This is a genomic window from Leptospira fainei serovar Hurstbridge str. BUT 6 (genome assembly GCF_000306235.2).
In the GTDB taxonomy this organism is placed as follows: Bacteria; Spirochaetota; Leptospiria; order Leptospirales; family Leptospiraceae; genus Leptospira_B; species Leptospira_B fainei.
Genome location: NZ_AKWZ02000001.1, coordinates 275,655 through 294,889 on the forward strand (window position 1 = coordinate 275,655; position 19,235 = coordinate 294,889).

General features: G+C 43.7%; 16 protein-coding genes. 6 read left to right on the top strand and 10 right to left on the bottom strand.

Annotated features, from left to right (window positions below):
• The first annotated feature begins 110 nt into the window (after window positions 1-110).
• Window positions 111-2,027 (top strand): beta strand repeat-containing protein, encoded by a 1,917-nt coding sequence (locus LEP1GSC058_RS01125; protein ID WP_232224584.1) that lies wholly within the window; start codon window positions 111-113, stop codon window positions 2,025-2,027.
• A 714-nt stretch (window positions 2,028-2,741) separates the two neighbouring features.
• On the opposite strand, the gene mpl17 is transcribed toward LEP1GSC058_RS01125, so the two are convergent.
• From mpl17 to rplM, 5 genes are all read right to left on the bottom strand, one after another.
• A complete protein-coding gene (mpl17, locus tag LEP1GSC058_RS01130; RefSeq protein WP_016547628.1) occupies window positions 2,742-3,137 on the bottom strand; it encodes a cell surface protein MPL17 in 396 nt (131 codons plus the stop codon).
• Window positions 3,138-3,228: 91 nt separating this feature from the next.
• Entirely contained in the window at window positions 3,229-3,723 is a 495-nt protein-coding gene (locus LEP1GSC058_RS01135) for a YajQ family cyclic di-GMP-binding protein (RefSeq protein WP_016547712.1), read from the bottom strand.
• A complete protein-coding gene (gene alaS / locus LEP1GSC058_RS01140; RefSeq protein WP_016547639.1) occupies window positions 3,720-6,485 on the bottom strand; it encodes an alanine--tRNA ligase in 2,766 nt (921 codons plus the stop codon). The genes LEP1GSC058_RS01135 and alaS overlap by 4 nt, the downstream gene beginning before the upstream one ends.
• 83 nt (window positions 6,486-6,568) lie before the next feature.
• Window positions 6,569-6,967 (bottom strand): 30S ribosomal protein S9, encoded by a 399-nt coding sequence (gene rpsI, locus LEP1GSC058_RS01145; protein WP_016547528.1) that lies wholly within the window; start codon window positions 6,965-6,967, stop codon window positions 6,569-6,571.
• A 12-nt stretch (window positions 6,968-6,979) separates the two neighbouring features.
• Entirely contained in the window at window positions 6,980-7,429 is a 450-nt protein-coding gene (gene rplM, locus LEP1GSC058_RS01150) for a 50S ribosomal protein L13 (protein WP_010568923.1), read from the bottom strand.
• Window positions 7,430-8,012: 583 nt separating this feature from the next.
• Between rplM and LEP1GSC058_RS01160 the strand changes: the two genes are divergently transcribed.
• The gene (locus LEP1GSC058_RS01160; RefSeq protein ID WP_016547477.1) at window positions 8,013-8,405 is read left to right on the top strand and encodes a hypothetical protein; all 393 of its coding nucleotides are present in this window, start codon (window positions 8,013-8,015) and stop codon (window positions 8,403-8,405) included.
• 84 nt (window positions 8,406-8,489) lie between these two features.
• Here the strand turns inward: LEP1GSC058_RS01160 and LEP1GSC058_RS01165 are convergent, their stop codons facing one another.
• Window positions 8,490-9,164 carry a YceI family protein gene (locus tag LEP1GSC058_RS01165; protein ID WP_051133747.1) on the bottom strand — a complete coding sequence of 225 codons (675 nt, stop codon included), beginning with the start codon at window positions 9,162-9,164 and terminating at the stop codon, window positions 8,490-8,492.
• Between the two features lie 66 nt (window positions 9,165-9,230).
• On the opposite strand from LEP1GSC058_RS01165, the gene LEP1GSC058_RS01170 reads away from it, so the two are divergent.
• The 4 genes from LEP1GSC058_RS01170 (at window position 9,231) to LEP1GSC058_RS01185 (ending at window position 13,594) form a co-directional block, all read left to right on the top strand.
• The gene (locus LEP1GSC058_RS01170) at window positions 9,231-10,154 is read left to right on the top strand and encodes a thiamine-phosphate kinase (protein ID WP_016547737.1); all 924 of its coding nucleotides are present in this window, start codon (window positions 9,231-9,233) and stop codon (window positions 10,152-10,154) included.
• A gap of 29 nt (window positions 10,155-10,183) precedes the next feature.
• Window positions 10,184-11,356, top strand: a complete 1,173-nt coding sequence (locus LEP1GSC058_RS01175; protein WP_016547523.1) for a DUF418 domain-containing protein — start codon at window positions 10,184-10,186, stop codon at window positions 11,354-11,356.
• A 181-nt stretch (window positions 11,357-11,537) separates the two neighbouring features.
• Window positions 11,538-13,226 carry a sensor histidine kinase gene (locus tag LEP1GSC058_RS01180; protein ID WP_016547516.1) on the top strand — a complete coding sequence of 563 codons (1,689 nt, stop codon included), beginning with the start codon at window positions 11,538-11,540 and terminating at the stop codon, window positions 13,224-13,226.
• Window positions 13,223-13,594 (top strand): response regulator, encoded by a 372-nt coding sequence (locus LEP1GSC058_RS01185; protein ID WP_016547582.1) that lies wholly within the window; start codon window positions 13,223-13,225, stop codon window positions 13,592-13,594. The genes LEP1GSC058_RS01180 and LEP1GSC058_RS01185 overlap by 4 nt, the downstream gene beginning before the upstream one ends.
• Before the next feature lie 67 nt (window positions 13,595-13,661).
• Here the strand turns inward: LEP1GSC058_RS01185 and LEP1GSC058_RS01190 are convergent, their stop codons facing one another.
• The 4 genes from LEP1GSC058_RS01190 to nuoL are packed head-to-tail and all read right to left on the bottom strand — an operon-like array spanning window position 13,662 to window position 19,233.
• The gene (locus LEP1GSC058_RS01190; protein ID WP_016547750.1) at window positions 13,662-14,168 is read right to left on the bottom strand and encodes an SseB family protein; all 507 of its coding nucleotides are present in this window, start codon (window positions 14,166-14,168) and stop codon (window positions 13,662-13,664) included.
• Between the two features lie 2 nt (window positions 14,169-14,170).
• The gene (locus LEP1GSC058_RS01195) at window positions 14,171-15,652 is read right to left on the bottom strand and encodes an NADH-quinone oxidoreductase subunit N (protein ID WP_016547640.1); all 1,482 of its coding nucleotides are present in this window, start codon (window positions 15,650-15,652) and stop codon (window positions 14,171-14,173) included.
• Window positions 15,649-17,298, bottom strand: a complete 1,650-nt coding sequence (locus tag LEP1GSC058_RS01200) for a complex I subunit 4 family protein (RefSeq protein WP_016547754.1) — start codon at window positions 17,296-17,298, stop codon at window positions 15,649-15,651. The genes LEP1GSC058_RS01195 and LEP1GSC058_RS01200 overlap by 4 nt, the downstream gene beginning before the upstream one ends.
• Complete coding sequence (gene nuoL / locus LEP1GSC058_RS01205; RefSeq protein ID WP_016547731.1) at window positions 17,299-19,233, bottom strand: NADH-quinone oxidoreductase subunit L; 1,935 nt, start codon at window positions 19,231-19,233, stop codon at window positions 17,299-17,301.
• Between the last annotated feature and the right edge of the window lie 2 nt (window positions 19,234-19,235).

The window sequence follows — 19,235 nt, forward strand, 5'->3', positions numbered from 1 at the left end:
TTGTAATTAACTTTATATTTTTTTTGAATTAAAGTTGAATGGAAAATAGTCGATCGAGCATCCGAGTATGCCTAAAACAAATTCGTTTCGTTTTTAACGCATCATACGGATTGAAATTATTTTATTTCTTTAAGAATATTCGATTCTTCTGGACTCCTTTCTTTTTCTTATCCCTGGGATTCTCCAATTGCGCCATTCGTACTTATAATCCTGGAATACCGTTTTCCCAAGCATGGCTGGATACTGAATTCTTATCTTGCGCATTACACAACGGATGCTTGAATTCCATAACCATTTCTAATCTCTCGAATACCGGAAATTCCGTTATAGAGACGGGCTTTTTAGTCGGAACTGCATTCGATAATAATTCGCTGAGTTCGGTGGAAGTGAGCTTGGATGGAGGCGCTTTTTTGCCCGCAACCGGTACAACGAGCTGGGCCTATCGGCTTCCAACGGGAACGAATACTTGGAAAATGGGAAGCTCGCATACGATTAGTGTACGAAGCAAAAATTCGACAGGACTTATTTCTGCCGTCGTATCGACAAGCGTGCGCCAAGGAAAGAATAGGGATATCAACGGGGACGGTTATCCCGATTTAGCGGTAGGAGCTCCTTCCGCATCTTCTAGCGCGGGACAGATCTTTTTATTTTATAGCTCAGGATCGGGCGGCATTCAAGCTTCCAATTTAGCCGCTGCAAACGCTTCGATTCTAGGAACTGCAAGCAGCACATTCGGAAATTTCCTGGATCTCGGAGATGTAAATGGGGATGGATACGCGGATCTCGCCGCAGCAGCGACTACCTATTCGGCAAATACAGGTCAGGTCTATGTCTTTCATAGCTCAGGAAGCAGCGGAATCAGCGCTTCGACGGTAGGCAATGCAAACACAACGATTACGGGGATAGCCTCAAGCCAGTTAGGATATGTGTTAGGGCTCGGAGATATTAACGGCGATGGTTATACGGACCTTGCTACGGGGGCGTATATGTATGGGAGTCACGCAGGTCAGGCGTATGTATTTCATAGTACCGGGAGCGCAGGGATTACCGCATCATCTTACAGCGGCGCAAATACGACCATAACGGGACCAGGGAGCAGCAATTTTGCTGCGTCTCTGGCTGTTGGAGATGTGAACGGAGATGGATACTCTGACCTAGCCATCGGAGGAAATTATTACAACACTTCCACCGGAAATATATGGATCTTTCATAGCTCTGGAAGCGGAGGAATCACCGCGTCATCATACAGCAGCGCAAACACAAATATACCGGGAGAAACGGTATATAACGATTTTGGACTTCCTCTCGCTTTCGGGGACGTAAACGGAGACGGGTATGCGGACCTTGCTAGCGGTGCGAATCGTTACAATAATACGTTTACCGGGAAGATTTACGTATTCCAAAGTACCGGAAGCGGCGGGATTACAGCTTCCGCAGCCGGAAGTGCCAGTACGATGATTACAGGACAAACAAGCGGCGATACTTTTGGAGGTTCCATTTCGTTCGGTGATATTAACGGAGATGGTTACGCGGATTTAGCGGTTGGGGCAACGGGTTATACAAGTTCTACCGGACGAGCATATATATTTCCTAGTACCGGAAGCGCAGGGTTAACTACTATCGCTTCGATTACGATCGATGGGGAAGCTACAGGTAATGCTTTTAGCTCTTATCTCGCATTCTCGGACTTTAACGGAGACGGATATTCGGATCTTGCGGCAGGTGCAAACTCCTATTCCGGTAACGTTGGCCGGGCGTATGTATTTCTTAGCTCCGGAAAAAGTGGAACTACGGCTTCCCTTGCTTCGGCTGCCAATACCATTATCTCGGGTGCTGCAGGTAGTACTTTCGGGAGTTCAGTAGCCTCCGAGGATTCGATTTGGGACAATTATTTGAAAATGGTTACTCGTACGGGAATTTTTAAAACCGAAGATACATCGATTTTCCAAATTTCTAGCAGAACGAACGGATTTAGTATTCGTGATTTCTCGTATTTACGAGAACTTTCGCAACCGAATCCTTTCTAGGAACCGGAATGAAATTTATTTCCTAAAAACGATCGTACATTACCATTTTATACTAACATAAATAACATTCAAGAAAAGAAGCGAATCTTTCGGCCTCACTCTAGCTTCTGTATTCGTTCCGGATTCAAGGATAATCATAGACCCGACTGATTTTTTGAAGAAATTTCGCAACAAAGACCGAACAGTTGATCGGATACCCAATTCAGATAATAGTATCTAAATTATTATAAAATTATAATAATTTCTAAAACTACTCAAATCACGACGAAATAAGATCAGATAGACCGTTAGCAAGAGGGCAAATGACATTCACGTTCACTTCATTATGATATTTTCCGAACAGTTTCATTCAATTAGCCTGGCAAATAGTATTTGATAGCCTCTCTCGATTGTACCAAAGATTTATATTCAATGGAATCGAAAACGAAGAGACGACGATATTTCTTGACCGACTGAAATCATAGAAGTCCGTCTCAAGCTAATGCGAGTAAAGAGAATATTGAGTGTTTTAGAAAAGAACCATATTGTCCCCGTTCTCGACCGGCAGAAATCGGAATATCCGCTTACGTTGAAAACCTAGCGCCACTCTTAGATATGAAACTCTATTCTATAGAAATATCGCAAAAGTTAAATTCGCAATAGAAATTAATTCTAATATCTTCATACGTGCCAGCCAATTATTGGGCTTCACGTATATATTAGGGGAAATGCTTTCTATTTTATTATTTCTTTTTGGACAATCTTTCCAGGAATACAAATATTCCGATTATAATCGCAGTAAAAGATCTTAGCGTGAATTTCAAGCGCGCCGGCGCCTTTTAAAGTAATCGCCATCGGATCCACAGCTTCGAAATATTCTTTTTTCTTACTGGATGTTTTGCCTTTCAATTTTAAGTCGGCCGACTCGACTTTCAAACCAGGTCCCGCGCTGACGGTTATTCTATGAGGCGCGTCTTTCTGGATTCCAAAATTGGACGGATGAACGATCTTTAAAAAATACGTTTCTCCGATTCCTTTCTCCAGTTTAAATTTGACCGGACTTTCTTCTTGAGCCGTTACGCCGACAGAAATTCCAAGGATGACCGCTAAGACGAATAATTTCAATTTCATGTTAAGTTAGACCGATTTCCGTTTGGGATTGTTGTCATCAAGGGAAGGTATTGGATAAATTTCTCTTTTTCTCCCAAAAGGATAAACCGGGTTATCCTTTATAATTTTGGAATTGAAGATCGAATGGCAGATCGGCCGCTTTCAATAAACGCATGATTTCCTGCAAATCGTCTTTCTTCTTACCCTGAATGCGCACGCTTGTCCCCATGATCGTCGCAGTCACTTTCAGTTTTGAGTCTTTTACGATCTTGGTGATTTCCTTCGTCTGTTCCTTTTCCAGACCATTCCGGATTTTTACTTTCATTCGAACAGTATTTCCGGTTGCAGGTTCGATCTTAGATTTAAAATCGAAAGATTTTAATCCTAACCCGCGTTTCGCCATCTTATTGATCAAAACGTCGATCACACTCTCCAACTTGGCCTCGTTATCCGAAGTAAGCGTTAGACTTTCTTCCTCTAACTTTATCTCCGATTTGGAACCCTTGAAGTCGAATCTGGTTTTTATTTCACTGATGGCCTGCGTTACTGCATTCTGTAATTCCGGTCTGTCAATCTCGGATACGACATCAAACGATGGATCGCTCATACTTTACTCCCGTTCAAACCTGCCAAAGCTCGATTCACTGCCGACTCTACCGCTTCTTCGACCTTAGATATATTTTTTCCGCCACCTTGTGCCATATCCGGCTTTCCACCACCCTTGCCACCTAACACTTCGCAGGCGGCTTTTACCAGATCTCCGCAATGAACGAATTTTCCCGCTAAGGCAGAAGAGCAAGTGACTACGATGCTCGCGTCTTCATCGTTACGGCTCGCCAGGATCGCAATGATCTCCTTTTCCCGAACTTTCAAATTATCCGAAAGCCCTTTTAGAGCTTTCGCATCCTTGGAATCGAAAATCGCGTGAACGATTTTGACGGAGCCTACGATCTTTGCCGTAGAAAGCATTGAAGAAATAATCTGCGGATTATTCTCAAAGTCGCGTGATTCCCTATTTTTCTTTTCCTTCAAAAATTTTGACTGGGTCTCTTCGATTTCTAAGGCTAGCTTTTCGGAAAGATTCCGTAATTCGGAAACTGCTCCGGCCCCCTTCTTTTCGAAAATCGCACGGATCTCCTCGGGACCGGGTACGCTTTCTTTAATGGATAGCGAACCGGATTCCTCACCGAACTCTTCTTTGATTTTTAAATTCAAAGTTTGTATAGCATTCGTCAATTCCGCAAATCTAGTCCGAAAGGTTTCGATCACGACCGGACCCGCAACCGCTTCGATCCTGCGATTCCCGGCGCCGGGACTGGATTCCTTCCTTATGAAAAAGTATCCTATGTCTCCCGTATTTAAAACGTGAGTTCCTCCACAGAATTCGAGCGATCGGTCGCCCATCTGCAGGACTCGAACGGAGTCCCCATATTTCTCGTCAAACGCGGCAACTGCGCCGGTTTTTTTAGCTTCTTCGATCGGTAAAATTTTAGTTTCTACCGGTATCGACATACCGATGCTATCGTTTACCCACGATTCGACTTTACGAATCTCTTCTTCGCTTAACGCGGTCGGATGCGAAAAATCGAATCGTAAATATTCGGGAGACACGATCGAACCTTTCTGCATTACGTGAGCGCCAAGCAGACTTCTCAAGGCGCCGTTTAGCAGGTGTGTTCCGGAATGGTGGGATTTCAGCTTTTCACGTCTTTCTTTTTCGACTTCCAAAACCGCCTCATCGCCGACGTTAAAACTGCCGTTCAACACGATCCCATAATGTAGTATGATATCATTCTCTTTCTGCGTATCCAGAACCTTGAATACCGAAGCATTCTTACGGATAAAACCGGTATCGCCTACTTGCCCTCCTCCTTCAGGATAAAAGGGCGTGGCTTTGAAAGTCAAAACTCCCGACTGTCCTTCAATCAACGTAGTAACCGGTTTATTATCTAAGAAGGCGTGCTCGATTTCCGAACGAGCTTCCAATCGAGCGTAACCGAGAAATTCCGTTTTATCGGTCTTGATTCCGGTAAATAAACTGGTCCGATTCGCCTTCCATGTTTCCCGGGATGATTGACGATCCTTTTCCAGCTCTTCTTCGAATCCGCTCTTATCGAATGAAAGCCCATGTTCGGCTACGATCTCTTCGGTCATCTCTGCCGGAAAACCGTAGGTGCCGTAGAGAAGGAAACTGTCTTTTCCGGAAAAGATCGTCGATTCGGACGCTTTCGTTTTTGCGACGAGAACTCCGATTTTCTCTAAACCGATTTCCAAAGTCTTCAGGAATAGCTCCTCTTCTGCGAGCAAGGTTCGCTCCACCGAGGATGCGTGCTTTTCCAACTCCGGATAACGTTCTTTGTAAATTCCTACAACCGGCTTAACAAGCTTATGCAAAAACGGCTCTCTTAAATCGAGCTTACGCGCAAACAGTACAGCTCTACGGATCAAACGACGAATCACGTATCCGCGTCCCGTTCGATCCGGATAAATCCCGTCCGAAACCGCAAATAAAGCCGAGCGAATATGATCGGTAATTACACGGAACGGGACTTTGGTTCTATCATCGTACGTTTTTCCAGAAACTTTTTCCACCTCGGAGATAATGCCGCGCAGTTCGTCCGTATCATAGACCGAATCGACTCCTTGTAACAATAAAGCGACTCTTTCCAGGCCGGACCCGGTATCGATCCCGGTCTGCTTAAGCGGGTGCAAATTTCCGTCGGTATCCTGGTTGAATTGATTAAAAACTATATTCCAAAATTCTAAAAAACGATCGCAGTCGCAACCTGGACGACATTCTTTTTTCGTTCCGCATTCGGGAAATCCTTTCTCCGACCCCCGATCCAAATATAACTCGGAACAAGGACCGCAGGCTCCGCTATCCCCTGCCGGACCCCAGAAATTATCTTTCTTGCCTAGACGAGTGATTCTCTCGACGGGAATCCCTTTGGAGATCCAAATCTTTTCCGCCTCGTCGTCGTTCTCGAATACGGTGATCCAAATTTTGTCTTTCGGAAAACCTAGATGATTCACGGAACAATCCAAAGCGAATTCGATGGCCTCTTCTTTAAAATAATCCCCGAAACTAAAATTGCCGAGCATTTCAAAGAACGTGCAATGCCTCTCCGTTTTCCCGACGTTTTCCAAGTCGGTGGTCCTCAGACATTTTTGAGCGGAAGTAGCGCGAGTATACGGAAGATCCACAGCTCCGGTAAAGAAAGGCTTAAATTGAACCATGCCTGCGGTAGTAAATAATAGCGTGGGATCTCCTGCAGGCAGGAGAGAAGAAGAAGGAACAACAGTATGGCCTTTCTGCTTAAAGTAATTCAGGAAGGTATTACGAACTTCGGAAACTTTCTTATACTTCATGTGTCCTCTAAAAACAAAAAATGCCCGAGGTCTTGAGTTCAAGAACTTCAGGCATTTCGAGAAACGGTTCGAAAAACGATGAATTAACGTTTAGAGAACTGAGTTCCTCTACGAGCTTTGTGTAGACCGTATTTTTTACGCTCCACCATTCTCGGGTCGCGAGTTAGGAAACCTTCTTTCTTAACGGTCGGTCTGAACTCGGGATTATACCGACAAACAACGCGAGCTAATGCATGGCGAATCGCTCCAACTTGACCGATGATTCCTCCGCCTGAAACATTCAGTTTTAGATCGAACTTGTCGCTTAAGTTCAAAAGAACGAGAGGGCTAAGCGCCTCTTTTAGATTAGAGCGGCTATTATGGAGATAGTCCTTAATATCCTTGTCGTTTACAAGAATCTTACCGGAACCTTCTTTCAATTTTACACGGGCAATTGCGTTCTTACGACGACCTACGGCCCAAATTTCCTTGGCAGTTGCCATTTTTTAATTCTCCTAGAGTTCCAGTTTCGTCGGCTTTTGTGCGCCGAGATTGTGTTCCGCTCCCGGGAAAATCCGGAAATGGGTAAGCATTTCTGCGCCAAGTTTGCTTTTGGGAAGCATACCTTTCACCGCTTCATACAAAATTCTCTCGGGATGTTTTTTTCTCATATCCTGAAGAGGGGTTACCGTCATACCACCGGGGTAGCGCGAGTGGTGAAAGTATTCTTTTTGGCTCTCTTTGTTTCCGGTTACGGATACCTTGGCTGCATTAACTACGATGATATTATCTCCACAATCAACGTGGGGAGTAAATGTGGGCTTATGCTTGCCCCGAAGTCTATGGGCGATTTCCGAAGCCAGGCGGCCCAAGGTCTTTCCTTCGGCATCCACGACGTACCAAGCCTTCTCGGCTTGTTCCTTTTTCAAGGAAGGAGTTCTATGCTGTTTAGATATGATTGGCATGGGAAAAAACGTCCTGTATTGGCCAATTTCGCGTACCGAGTATACGGGTCAAGGCATTTTCCGCCACCCCGCTCCGGCTTAATTCCGGAATAAAAGGGATTTGTTCGGCGCTCAAGTCTTCGGAAACCAAAGCCAAATCATTCTTTAAAAGGACTCCGGAATCGCTCTGCCAAACACATTCAAAATGAACCTTCAATAATTTCCATTTTTACGAAGAAGATCGAACGATTTACAAATTCTTAAAGGAATATTAAATAAAGGCCATCTTTTATTCAAACAGCAATTTCGAAGCCTCCTGTCCGATCATAGGTAAGGATAACGTTGAAAATTCGGAAAACGGATAAATCTATTCTTCATCGTAAATGATCCGAAACTATCTACAGGAAAGTTGGAACGTGTATTTTAAAAAACGTAGAGAATTTTTTGAGAATTGAAAGCAAGATGACGAGTTAGTCATTTTGCATCAAAAGAGATAGTTTAAGATTGCCCAATTTCGGTTTGTTCTTATCCTACTTCCAATGGGATCCGTCCCAATTCAAGGATTGAAGCATTTTGATTCAATCCTCACGCATATTTCGTCAAAATGGATAAAAAAGAACCAAAGTTAGACACTCCGGGCGAGCGATTGAAATCAGCTTTTAAACTTCTGGGAATTTCCAGGGAGGAAGGAGCGAATGCAATCGGCACCTCACTCGTATCCATGAACCGGTATCTTAGCAATCAAGAGCCGATTCCTGAATTTAGAATGGATCTACTTTTAATTAAGAAGGGGGTTTCGAAGAATTTCGTTTTTAATCATTCCGGAGAGCCTAAAGCTTCTTGGGAAGAAAGATTAGCTCTATTAGAAAAAGAGAATGCTCGCCTTGACGAAGTTCGTCATAATATGCTTCTGAGGGAAATAGTTACCGATCTTACTTATCTCTCCGAAGACGATTTAAAAATCCTTCAGGCAGTGATTACGAAGTTTAGGCAATAGAACTTAATTTTTAATTTGCGGATCGATCCGAAATCCGGACGCACAATCTGGAATCGTCATCCGGATCCCCTCAATTTTCTTATTTCAAGGACATTCGGTTTTTAGAGTAGAAGTAATCGAAATCTCGATTTCCGGCCAAAGTACGGACTTTCCATCTTTCCCAGTATGCAAATCTTTACATACTTCGTTTAAAGCGGTGACTGCGGAACTCGCTTTCCAATCGGTCAAATTAATATTCCCTTTTACCTTGAACAGTTCCCCGTTCTCCAAGGTAAAGGTCAAAGGCAGGTCTTTAGTAATCCCGTTTAAGGATAGCTTGACGATGCCGGTACCCGCAGCCCCGCTCGAATCAAACTTGGCCGAAACAAAATGACCCGAAATTTTGCCTGCGTTCTTCAAAGCTCCGAAAAACGCACCCTTGATTTTCGCGTCCCGTTCGGGATTGCCGCTATCCAGATCGATCGGCTCCAACGCGAATTTCAATCCTTTCAACGCGGCTTCGGGAGATTTCCCGGTTTTGTAACCTGTAATTCCTAGCTTTGTAAATTTTCCGCCCACACCCGTCTTTTCCGTAAATTTAAAAGCTTTCCATTCTAAGCTTGTCTTTCCCGGATCAAGAGTAAATTTACAGACTCCGGCTTTAGGGGCCGCGTCCATTTTGGATTGCCAACCTGCGAGGTAGATCGAGGCTAAGATAAGTCCGAAGAAAACAAAACGTCCTCCGGCTAGTAAATCGGATTTCGTGATCATAAGTTTCATGGCATTAAGAATGGTACCGAACAAAGCCGAAGTCAAGGTTTTTCGAAAAGAAATCAGGAATGCGATTTGAACGAAGAAGAATTGATCTCCTCCTTATATCCTCCGGGCAAAGAACAGGAAAGCGATTGCTATCTCGGTCCGGACGGTTGTTTAATCACCACCGACACCATCGTGGAAGGAACTCATTTCCGACTAGACTGGAGCAATCCCGCCGATTTGGCTCGAAAATTAATCGAAGTCAATGTATCCGATATCGCGGCAGCCAATGGAATCCCTAAAAAGGCCTTCTTTAATTTCGGACTGTCCCCTTCCTGCAATCGAAAAGAATTTCTGAATCCATTCGTTCAGACATTTAAAGAAACATTATATTCTTACGATATCGAACTCTGCGGAGGCGACACCTATCGTTCCCAAGAATTAAATTTAACCTTAACTCTATTAGGAAAATCCGAATCTCCGATAAGCAGAAAAGGCGGACGGGCCGGCGACCGGGTTTATCTTACCGGACATATAGGAGCTTCCCTTCTCGGTTATAAGATTTTGGACGGGTTCACAACTTCTTTACCGCCCGGCCTTCGCGAAACTGCCATCGATCGGCATCTTCGACCTCGGTCGCGTTTGTCCGTTAGTCGCTCTCTATACTCCTCTCATAATATTCATGCGGGAATGGATCTTACGGACGGCTTAATCCAAGATTTAGGAAAATTGGCAAAAGTATCGCAATTAGTCATCGAAATCGAGTTAAACAGAATCCCAGTTTTGGACGGGGTTGAAAAGGCGATCGGATTGGAAGGAGTTCTTACCTCGGGAGAAGAACTCGAATTATTATTCCTTTCACCCGATTTGATTCCGTCGCAATGGGAATCCACCGATATTACGCCGATCGGATCCGTTCGTCTTACTAAAGAAAACGAGACTCCGAGAGTCGACTTTCTATTAAACGACCGATTATTCCGTCCGACCGAAAGCGGATTTAGGCATTTTACATAAAGGAAAGGTAAATCTCCCGGAGGAATCATATGTCCAAAAAAAGAATAGGTTTCTTAGATTTTTTACGAGGCTTTGCATTGTACGGTATTCTCGTCGTCAATTTGCCTTTTTTTGCAAAGCCGATGTATTTAGTAGGGTCTGTCGGAGAAAATTCGAACCTACTCGATTCAGTCGCATCCTGGATCGTCGCTTTCCTTTTCGAATCTAAGTTTTATATTCTGTTCTCATTTTTATTCGGCTACGGTATTTCCGTTCAAACGAAAGAATGGGAAGAAGTCGAATCTCGCGGCCGCTATCTCCGGAGATTGGCCGGCTTATTTTTGATCGGATTGCTTCATGGCGTCTTTCTATTTTTAGGGGACATTCTTCTTTCTTACGCGATCGTCGGATTGATCGCTTGGTTGATTCGAAAAAAAAGCCCGGCCTGGCTGCTTAAATTCTCATTAGGATTTTTATTCATTGCGATTCTTTGCAGAATGATTCTTGCGTTCGGACAGGATGAATATCGAAGTAGATTGGCTTCGAGCTTACCGGATATCCTATCCGAAACTCGATCGGCTTATTTGGGCAGTTTCTGGGACGCCGCAAAACAACGAGCCAAAGATACGGTTATTTCCTATCCGTTCACGATTTTATTTCAATGGCCTTCCATTCTCTCGATGTTTGCACTCGGCATCGCCGCAGGAAAAACTTCCTTCTTCGAGCGATGGGAACAGAGCAAAAACGGCTTAAAGAAATCGATACCATGGTTATTACCTTTAGGGCTATCGGGTAATTTGATTTATTCGATCCATTCCAGGAGTTTATTTGTCGAAAACCTTTCCCTAAGTTGGCAATTAGGATTTTCGATACTGGACACGATTAGCGCGCCTGCATTTACGATCTGTTACGTGTATTGGTTGGGCATTTACTATCATTCCGAAACAAGTTTTTCGGATCGGTTTTGGTTCGAATCTTCAGGAAGATTTTCCCTATCGAATTACTTAGGACAATCCATCATCTGTTCTTGGATCTTTTGCGGATGGGGATTAGGCTTTTATGATAAATTAGGAAACTTTCAACTCTTATTTCTGGCATTTCCGATATGGTTTTTCTGTATTCTTGTGTCCAGAATTTGGATTCGATTTTTTTCCATCGGCCCTGTCGAAGCGATTCTAAGAGCCGTTACTTACGGAAAATTTAGAAACATTCGTTTATTCTAATTTTTCTAAACATATTTTTCATCCACACGGACGTACCGTTGACAAAATTAAGGATATCGTCTCCGAGGTAAATTCCGATTTTGAATTTAACCGCCGAAACAATAACTTCTTTCCTATTTTCCGATTTTATGATATGATTCCATTCGCGCGTAATTCCCGATTTTCCGGGTAACGGCTTTTTATGTCTCCCAATACGAATCCTGTCGTTAGTCTATCGGAATATAAATCCGAATTGCGGAGAAAAATTTTCCTTTGGAAAAGCGTTCCTACTTTCTTTGAAGAGGTGTGCAAATTAGCCGTCGAAAACAACGTCTTTCAACAGGCGCTTATAATTGAACTGGATGAAAATAACGCGGAGTCAGGGATACGAATTTCAAAGACATCATCAAAGGAACAGATTGAGCCTGAACCGCTGAATTCTTTAATACGACTTGTAGTTAACAAATGTGATTTCTCCTCTAATAAACCTATTCTTTTGTTCGGAGAAGAGCAATTAGATCGAATTGAAAATCTGAGATCCGCCGTATTTATACCCATTTTTGGCGGACATATGAAGTCTCATAGCGCTTTGCTTTTGCTTTCGGATCAGGAGACTGAATTCGATGTTGAAACCGAAGAACTATTATTCGATATCTCCTATTACCTCTCGTATTCTTTCGCAAATTTATTAGAACAGGAACGAAAGCTTAGCGCACTGAACGCGATGGACATTAGCGAGCGAAAATTTCTCGTCATTTTCGAAACCGTCGTAGATGCAATCATCTTGATAACGGAAAAAGCCGATATCCTAATGTTTAATTCTGCCGCGGAGAAAATGTTCGGATATCTCGAAGAGGAGGTAATCGGGAAGAACGTTCGGATATTGATGCCCAACCCGTTTCATGAGGAACACGATTCGTATGTGAATCGATACGTGAATACGTTAGAAAAAAGGATTATAGGAATCGGCCGAGAAGTGTTAGCTCAGAAGAAAGACGGTCATATTTTCCCGATCGAGCTTGCAGTTTCCGAAGTCTGGCTGGACGGTTCAAGATTCTTTGTCGGAGTAATACGGGATATTACTCGAAGAAAGAATGCGGAAGATAGTCTCGTTGCTAAGAACGAAGAGTTAGCTACTTTAAACAAAAATCTAGAATTGAGAATAGAACAGGAAATGCACCTAAGAAGAGAGAGGGAGCGAATCTTGGAGGCTCAATCCAGAATGGCTGCAATGGGGGAAATGATCGGGAATATCGCACACCAATGGCGCCAACCCTTGAATGCCATATCGATACTAGTTCAGGAGCTGGAATTCACTTTGCTTAACAACCTGCTCGACGACGAGTATATGCGGAACACAAGTCTACGTATATTCGATCTTTTGCAGTCCATGTCCCAGACCATTGATGATTTCAGGAATTTTTATAAACCGAATAAGGAGAAGGAAAATTTCAGTTTAAAAAATACGATCGAGAAGAGCTTGTCCTTGGTTTCCGCGAGCATGAAGCATCAGAATATAAGAATAGAAACTCATTTTGCAGGCGAAGACTCCGCTTACGGTTACCCTAACGAACTCGCGCAAGTTCTGTTGAATATTTTATCAAACGCAAAGGACGCCATCCTACAACACCGCCCCGAGGAACCTACGATTCTGATAAGAATATATTCCGAACTAGGAAAGAAAATTGTGAGCGTCAAGGATAATGGAGGAGGATTTGCGGATGAAATCGGCGAGAAGATTTTCTTACCGTATTTTTCCACAAAAGAGCAAGGTTCGGGGGTAGGATTAGGTCTATATATGTCCAAAACGATCGTCGAAAAGAATATGGGCGGAAGTTTATCCGCTCATTCCGACGGAACAGGCGCCGAATTTCGCATAGAGCTACCATGAAAAAGAAACCGGTCAAAATTCTATTTGTGGAGGACGAGTTAATCGTATCGATTTCATTATCTAGAATTCTAGCGGGAACTTTTGAAGAAGTCATTACGGCGGATGACGGAATAAAGGGACTGGAAGCCTTTCAGAAAAATTCTCCGAACATCGTTCTTACCGATATCCGAATGCCTAAAATGGACGGATTGGAACTTTCAAAAAGAATTAAATTCTTAAATCCTGAAATTCCGATTATCGGCATTACTGCCTCGAACGAGGAAGAAACTCTATCCGCCTGCCGATCAGTCGGAATGACGGAAATTATCATAAAACCTTTAAATGCGACCTTACTTATCAACAAGATCTTGCTGCTGTTGCCCGATTAAAATTATCGGCGCTTACGTTTTATCCGTAGTCGATTCCGATTTATAATCGGCAAAGCCGGTAAAGCCTCTACCCTTCCAGAAGAATTTCCAAGTGCTCCCGGGAAAGAATCCAAAGAGTCGTTGCCGGATCGATTACAACTCCGGCCACTTCCTGATTCTGAAGTCCTGTCCACCAAAGATCCTTAGCCGAAAGTTGAATCGTCGATGTTTCTTTTCCGAAATACCGGACCACTTCTTCAGGATGCGAAAATGCGGGAAGAAAGATCCGCCCATTCTCATCGCGCACATATAATAAAACGATTTGATCCGTTTGCTTTCTCTTTTTCTTAGCGACGGCTTTCTTTTTGGGCTTAAGTTTCGTTTTTTTTCTCGGAGGAAGTTTCTCAGCTTCTAAGTGCGGAATGAGAAAGGTGGACTTTGTAAGTTCCTCGGAAAGCTTAGCCAAATTTTTCGGGTTTTTCTTTTTCCCATACTGCATCATTGCGAGACGAAATGCAGAATTACCTGCTTGGGGGACTCCGGCAATACTCGTCTCTCGATTTAATAGCGAAAGAAATTTCCTAAAAAAAGACATTCTTATTTTTGAATAGACTCCGATCTCGGCTCGAGAGTTATATTAATCAAGTCTTTAGGTTGTAAAAAGTACCAACCGATAAGAATAAAAACAAGACACAAACCGGAAACGACGACGACTCCGTAGCTCGGCCTTACTTTTTCATCCTTGGAAATCTCCCCCGTTTCGGAACTCATATACGAGGAAATTCCGACCTTCGCATAATAGTAAAGAGCTAAGGCCGAATTTGCTATACCGCCGATCAATAACAGTCGCGCCAGATCGTTCCCTTGTTCCGCAATTTTTTGGAATAAGAATAGCTTAGCCCAAAATCCTCCCAAAGGCGGAATACCCGCTAAAGAAAGAAAGAATAGAAACAATGCAAAGGCGGACCAGGGATGGGTAATCGCCAGAGATTGAATGGAGGCAAAAGTTACCTGTCGACGGCCTTGCTCTAAGTACGCTATAATTGCAAACGCCCCCAGACTCATGAAGGAGTAGATAATCAAATAGAAAATCGCCTCTTCCCGAACTCCGAGACTAATCCCCGCAACCACGTAACCGGCGTGAGCTATGGAGGAATACGCGAGTAATCGTTTTAAATTTTCCTGTTTTAGAGCTATAAAATTTCCGTAAGTCATGGAAAGAAGAGCCAGTATTCCGGTAATCCATGCCCATTCGCTGGAAAATACAGGCATCGGCATATGAGAAAAAACGATTATTAAGAGCCCCATTGATGCGGTCTTTGAAGCCGTAGCCATGAATCCGGTTACAGGAGTCAACGCGCCTTCGTATGCATCCGGCGTCCATGAATGATACGGGAAAAGTGCGATCTTAAATGCGATACCCGTTAATAAGAGAAGTAATCCTATCTTAGTAAAATTTGCATCGAAGCCGCTCATCGCCAACGGTTTTAAACTTTCGGATAGGCTCGTACTTCCGGAACCGCCGAATAAGAAAGCCATTCCCATTAAAAAGAATCCTGAGGAAAAACTCCCGAGTAAGAAATACTTGAGACTTGCTTCCAACGAATACTCGTCGCTTCTTGCCATGCCTACCAAAACATATAGAGAAAGACTCATCAATTCCAATCCGGTAAAGATAGTGACAGTATCCCGTCCGTCCGTCATCAAGAACATACCGGCAGTCGAAAATAATAGCAAGGGATAGAATTCCGGAAATTGCATATTATGCTGTTGTAATGATCTCGGAGACGCCAATACCGTTCCGAAGGCCATAACTAAATAAAGCGCTCCGAACCAGAAACCTAAAGAGGTCACTTCGTAATGTTCGCCAAAATACATTCCAGGACCCGGATATTCGAATTGAGTATGGAGCAACGCGAGGAATGAGCCAATAAGCACAAGCCCGCAGGCAAACCGAACGACCCTAAATTCGGCTCCTTGAAATGCAAATTGAAGAATTAATAATAAAACTCCGCCTCCCGAAAGAATCAATATCGGTAGAATGGAAAGTAAGTCGTTCACGCCTGGAATCAGACTCATTCTTCTTTCTCCTTCGCGGAGCGGCGAGACCCCGGTATCCCCGTTCCTTTTGAAACGGGAATTCTTTCCTCGTAACTCGAAACAGTATTTCCGAGTGATCGATAATCCTTATATTTACGTTCCACTTGTCGCAAAGATCCTTCTTTTTCGGAAAAAGCTCTCTCTTTTAAAGCTTCCTCACCTGCGCTATTTAATACTACCCGAGCGCTAGGCGTTATAAATTTTAAAAACGGATTCGGAAAAACACCCATTATCAAAATAAATCCGGCAGTAACCGTCAGAATAAATTTTTCCCGAAGATTCAACGGAAGCAGATTCGCGGCAGTTTGATTCGGTTCTCCGAAAAGTAACGATTTTGCGAAGAACAACATATATCCTGCTGCGAATATGATAGCGGTACCGGCTAAAATACCGTAGAGAATATGATATTTGAATGTCCCGATTAAGATCAAAAACTCGCCTACGAACCCGTTCGTTCCGGGAAGACCGGCGCTTGCAAACGCTGCCAATCCGATAAAGGCCGCCAAGGACGGTGCGATCTTCGCGATACCCGAATAGTCCGTTAAATTATTTGTGCCGGTTCGTTCATGCAACATTCCTAATATAAAAAACAGAAGGCCCGAAGTGAATCCGTGATTCACCATTTGCAACATTCCGCCGGAAACTCCTTCTTCGGTTAGGGTCAGAATTCCCAAGATGCAAAATCCCATATGAGAAAGGGAGGAAAACGCTACGAGTCTCTTGCTATTGGTCTGCGTTAAAGCAACGACCGCACCGTAGACGATTCCGGAGACCGCTAAGCCTGCGAAGAAATCCCGATATTCCAAGAACACTTGCGGGAAAATCGGAATTGCAACGCGAACATACGCGAACAATCCGATCTTAAGTAAAATTCCCGCCAAATCCACGGAACCCACCGTTGGAGCTTCTTCGTGTACGTCCGGCATCCAAGTGTGAAACGGAAACAACGGGACCTTAATCGCAAACGCAAAACTGAATCCGATAAAAAGCCAAAAACGAAGCTCGGAAGGAATATTAGATAAAGGCAATACTGCCAATTCTTCCAGATCGAGCGTGGAGGAATAATGATAAAGGACGAGAATACTGGCAAGCATGAAGACGGAACCGGTAAACGAGAATACCAAATATTTCATCGAAGCTCGGATACGGCCCGATTCTCCCCAAATGCCGACCATTAATGCGAACGGGAGCACCATCCATTCCCAAAATACGTAAAACTGAACCAAATTGAATGAAAGAAAAACGCCTAGCACTCCCGTCTCGACAAGCAAAAGGAGAACGAAGAATTCTCTAACTCGATGCTTTACGTTGGAAACTGCCGACAACGACGATAAGAAAAATAGGATAGCCGACATCGCAATCAGAAGCAAAGAAAAGCCGTCGATCGCTACATAATAGTCAAGCCCGCCCGAACCTAAATCCAAGAAATTGCGAATTCGATGTGCGAATTGCGGTCCACTGTCCCCTTGAACGAATTCGAGAAACAACGGGACTGTCATTCCAAAAACGGAAAACGTAATAAGAGATGCGACGGATCGAATCCAACCGTCACGATTGGAAAAAAATAAGATCGGAATTCCTAATACGGGTAAAAAGAGAAGAATTGAGAGATAATATTGGGGCACTTACAATCCCCTCCAAAGGAACAAGGATAGAATCAAAATAGTACCGAGGATGATCATAAAAGCATAATCAACGACCGTTCCGGTCTGCAAACGCCTAAGCACCAGGGAAATACCGGAAGAAAGCCGGCCTGTATTGACTAATATCTTATCTATGAATTGCTTTTCGACGATCGTAGAAAAGAATTCCGAAAAGAATAAAATAGGTCCGACAACAGCGTTCGAAAAGAACTCGTCGATATAATATTTCTTAGCGATCAATTTCCTCCAACCGGTATACTCCTCTTCGGATGGAGGAACTTCTTCTTTGCGAGAATAAAAATTCCAAGCCAATCCTAAACCGATTCCGACCGCTCCTAAGGACAATAAAGCTAATGTCAATTCCGCACTCGGACTTAAATGGTGCACGCTTGCAGAATGACGGATCGCAGTTTGCGAATATTCTTTCCCTAAGGCAAAAATCGGTTGGAAGTAGCGTTCCAGAAGATCGACTCCACCTAACGATTCCGGAACGAAAAGAAATCCGCTGAAAGCGGCTCCGACGGCTAACAAGATTAGCGGAAGCGTAATCGTCCAAGGGGATTCATGCGGGTGAACACTCGGGGAGATTCTGGAAGATCCCGTAAACGCAAGAAATGTTAAGCGAAACATATAAAACGTCGTTAATAAGGCGGTAATAACTCCCAATCCGAAAAAGAGAGGATGGAAAAAATACGCTTTTTCTAATATTAGATCTTTGGAGAAGAATCCGCTAAACGGCGGAATTCCGGAAATCGCAAGCGTTCCCAATAAAAAAGTGAACCAAGTCACTTTCATCTGCGTTTTCAATCCACCCATTCTCCGCAGATCCTGCTCGTCGTTCAGGGAATGGATCACCGATCCGGAGCCGAGAAACAGCAACGCTTTAAAGAATGCATGGGTTAGTAGATGGAACAATCCTGCTACATAAGCGCCGACTCCCATCGCAACGAACATATACCCGAGTTGGGACACCGTAGAGTAGGCCAAAACTTTCTTAATATCGTTTTGAAAAATTCCGATCGTAGCCGCAAAAAATGCGGTAAACGTGCCGATGACGGTGATCCAAAGTCCGACTTGCGGGGTAAGAATGAAGAGAAAATTCAATCTTGCGATCAGAAAAATTCCCGCAGTGACCATAGTAGCGGCATGTATCAATGCCGATACGGGAGTTGGTCCGGCCATTGCATCGGGCAACCAAACGTGAAACGGGAATTGAGCGGACTTACCCATAGCTCCTATGAAGTAGCAAGTCGTTACGATAGGCAAGACGTGTTGAAATCCTCGAAGCTCGGGAAGTATGGACGCGATCTGAGTAAACGATAAGGTTCCCGTATACCAATACGTCAATGCAATCCCGATAACCATCGCAAGATCGGCGATTCGGTTCGTAATAAAAGCCTTAATACCTGCGTTTGCAGCAGTCTCTTTATGAGTATCGAATCCTATCAGTAAGTAGGAGCAGAGTCCGACTCCTTCCCAACCGAAAAACAAAACCACAAGATTCTCGGCCAATACCAAATGCAACATGGAGAAAACGAATAAATTCAAATAGGAGAAGAATCGGCCGTTACTCGGATTCCCTTTCATATAACCGATCGAGTAAAGATGGATAAGACTTCCTATTCCGGTTATGATCAAAACCATAAACAGGGAAAGTTGATCGATTTGATAAGCGACCTCTACGTTAAACCCGCCTACGTCCAGCCAATGAAAAAATGAAACAATCTCGGGAACCTGACGTTCCAATGGTTTAAACGCAAGAAACGCATAAAGTCCGACGCAAAAGGCTGCAAATGAGCAGAGAGTCCCGAGCATGCCGGGCCAGTTTCCTTTAAGAACTCTGCCAAAAAGAGCATTTATGACGGATCCGATTAACGGTAAAAGTACAAGGACCGGTATCCAAATATCCCAGGCCATAT

What these genes read in the sequence shown, in the direction of transcription:
- nuoL (WP_016547731.1), bottom strand. Translation starts at nt 19,233, where the DNA reads ATGGCCTGGGATATTTGGATACCGGTCCTTGTACTTTTACCGTTAATC.
- alaS (WP_016547639.1), bottom strand. Translation starts at nt 6,485, where the DNA reads ATGAAGTATAAGAAAGTTTCCGAAGTTCGTAATACCTTCCTGAATTAC.
- LEP1GSC058_RS01190 (WP_016547750.1), bottom strand. Translation starts at nt 14,168, where the DNA reads ATGTCTTTTTTTAGGAAATTTCTTTCGCTATTAAATCGAGAGACGAGT.
- mpl17 (WP_016547628.1), bottom strand. Translation starts at nt 3,137, where the DNA reads ATGAAATTGAAATTATTCGTCTTAGCGGTCATCCTTGGAATTTCTGTC.
- LEP1GSC058_RS01160 (WP_016547477.1), top strand. Translation starts at nt 8,013, where the DNA reads ATGGATAAAAAAGAACCAAAGTTAGACACTCCGGGCGAGCGATTGAAA.
- LEP1GSC058_RS01195 (WP_016547640.1), bottom strand. Translation starts at nt 15,652, where the DNA reads ATGAGTCTGATTCCAGGCGTGAACGACTTACTTTCCATTCTACCGATA.
- LEP1GSC058_RS01180 (WP_016547516.1), top strand. Translation starts at nt 11,538, where the DNA reads ATGTCTCCCAATACGAATCCTGTCGTTAGTCTATCGGAATATAAATCC.
- rplM (WP_010568923.1), bottom strand. Translation starts at nt 7,429, where the DNA reads ATGCCAATCATATCTAAACAGCATAGAACTCCTTCCTTGAAAAAGGAA.
- rpsI (WP_016547528.1), bottom strand. Translation starts at nt 6,967, where the DNA reads ATGGCAACTGCCAAGGAAATTTGGGCCGTAGGTCGTCGTAAGAACGCA.
- LEP1GSC058_RS01175 (WP_016547523.1), top strand. Translation starts at nt 10,184, where the DNA reads ATGTCCAAAAAAAGAATAGGTTTCTTAGATTTTTTACGAGGCTTTGCA.
- LEP1GSC058_RS01185 (WP_016547582.1), top strand. Translation starts at nt 13,223, where the DNA reads ATGAAAAAGAAACCGGTCAAAATTCTATTTGTGGAGGACGAGTTAATC.
- LEP1GSC058_RS01135 (WP_016547712.1), bottom strand. Translation starts at nt 3,723, where the DNA reads ATGAGCGATCCATCGTTTGATGTCGTATCCGAGATTGACAGACCGGAA.
- LEP1GSC058_RS01165 (WP_051133747.1), bottom strand. Translation starts at nt 9,164, where the DNA reads ATGAAACTTATGATCACGAAATCCGATTTACTAGCCGGAGGACGTTTT.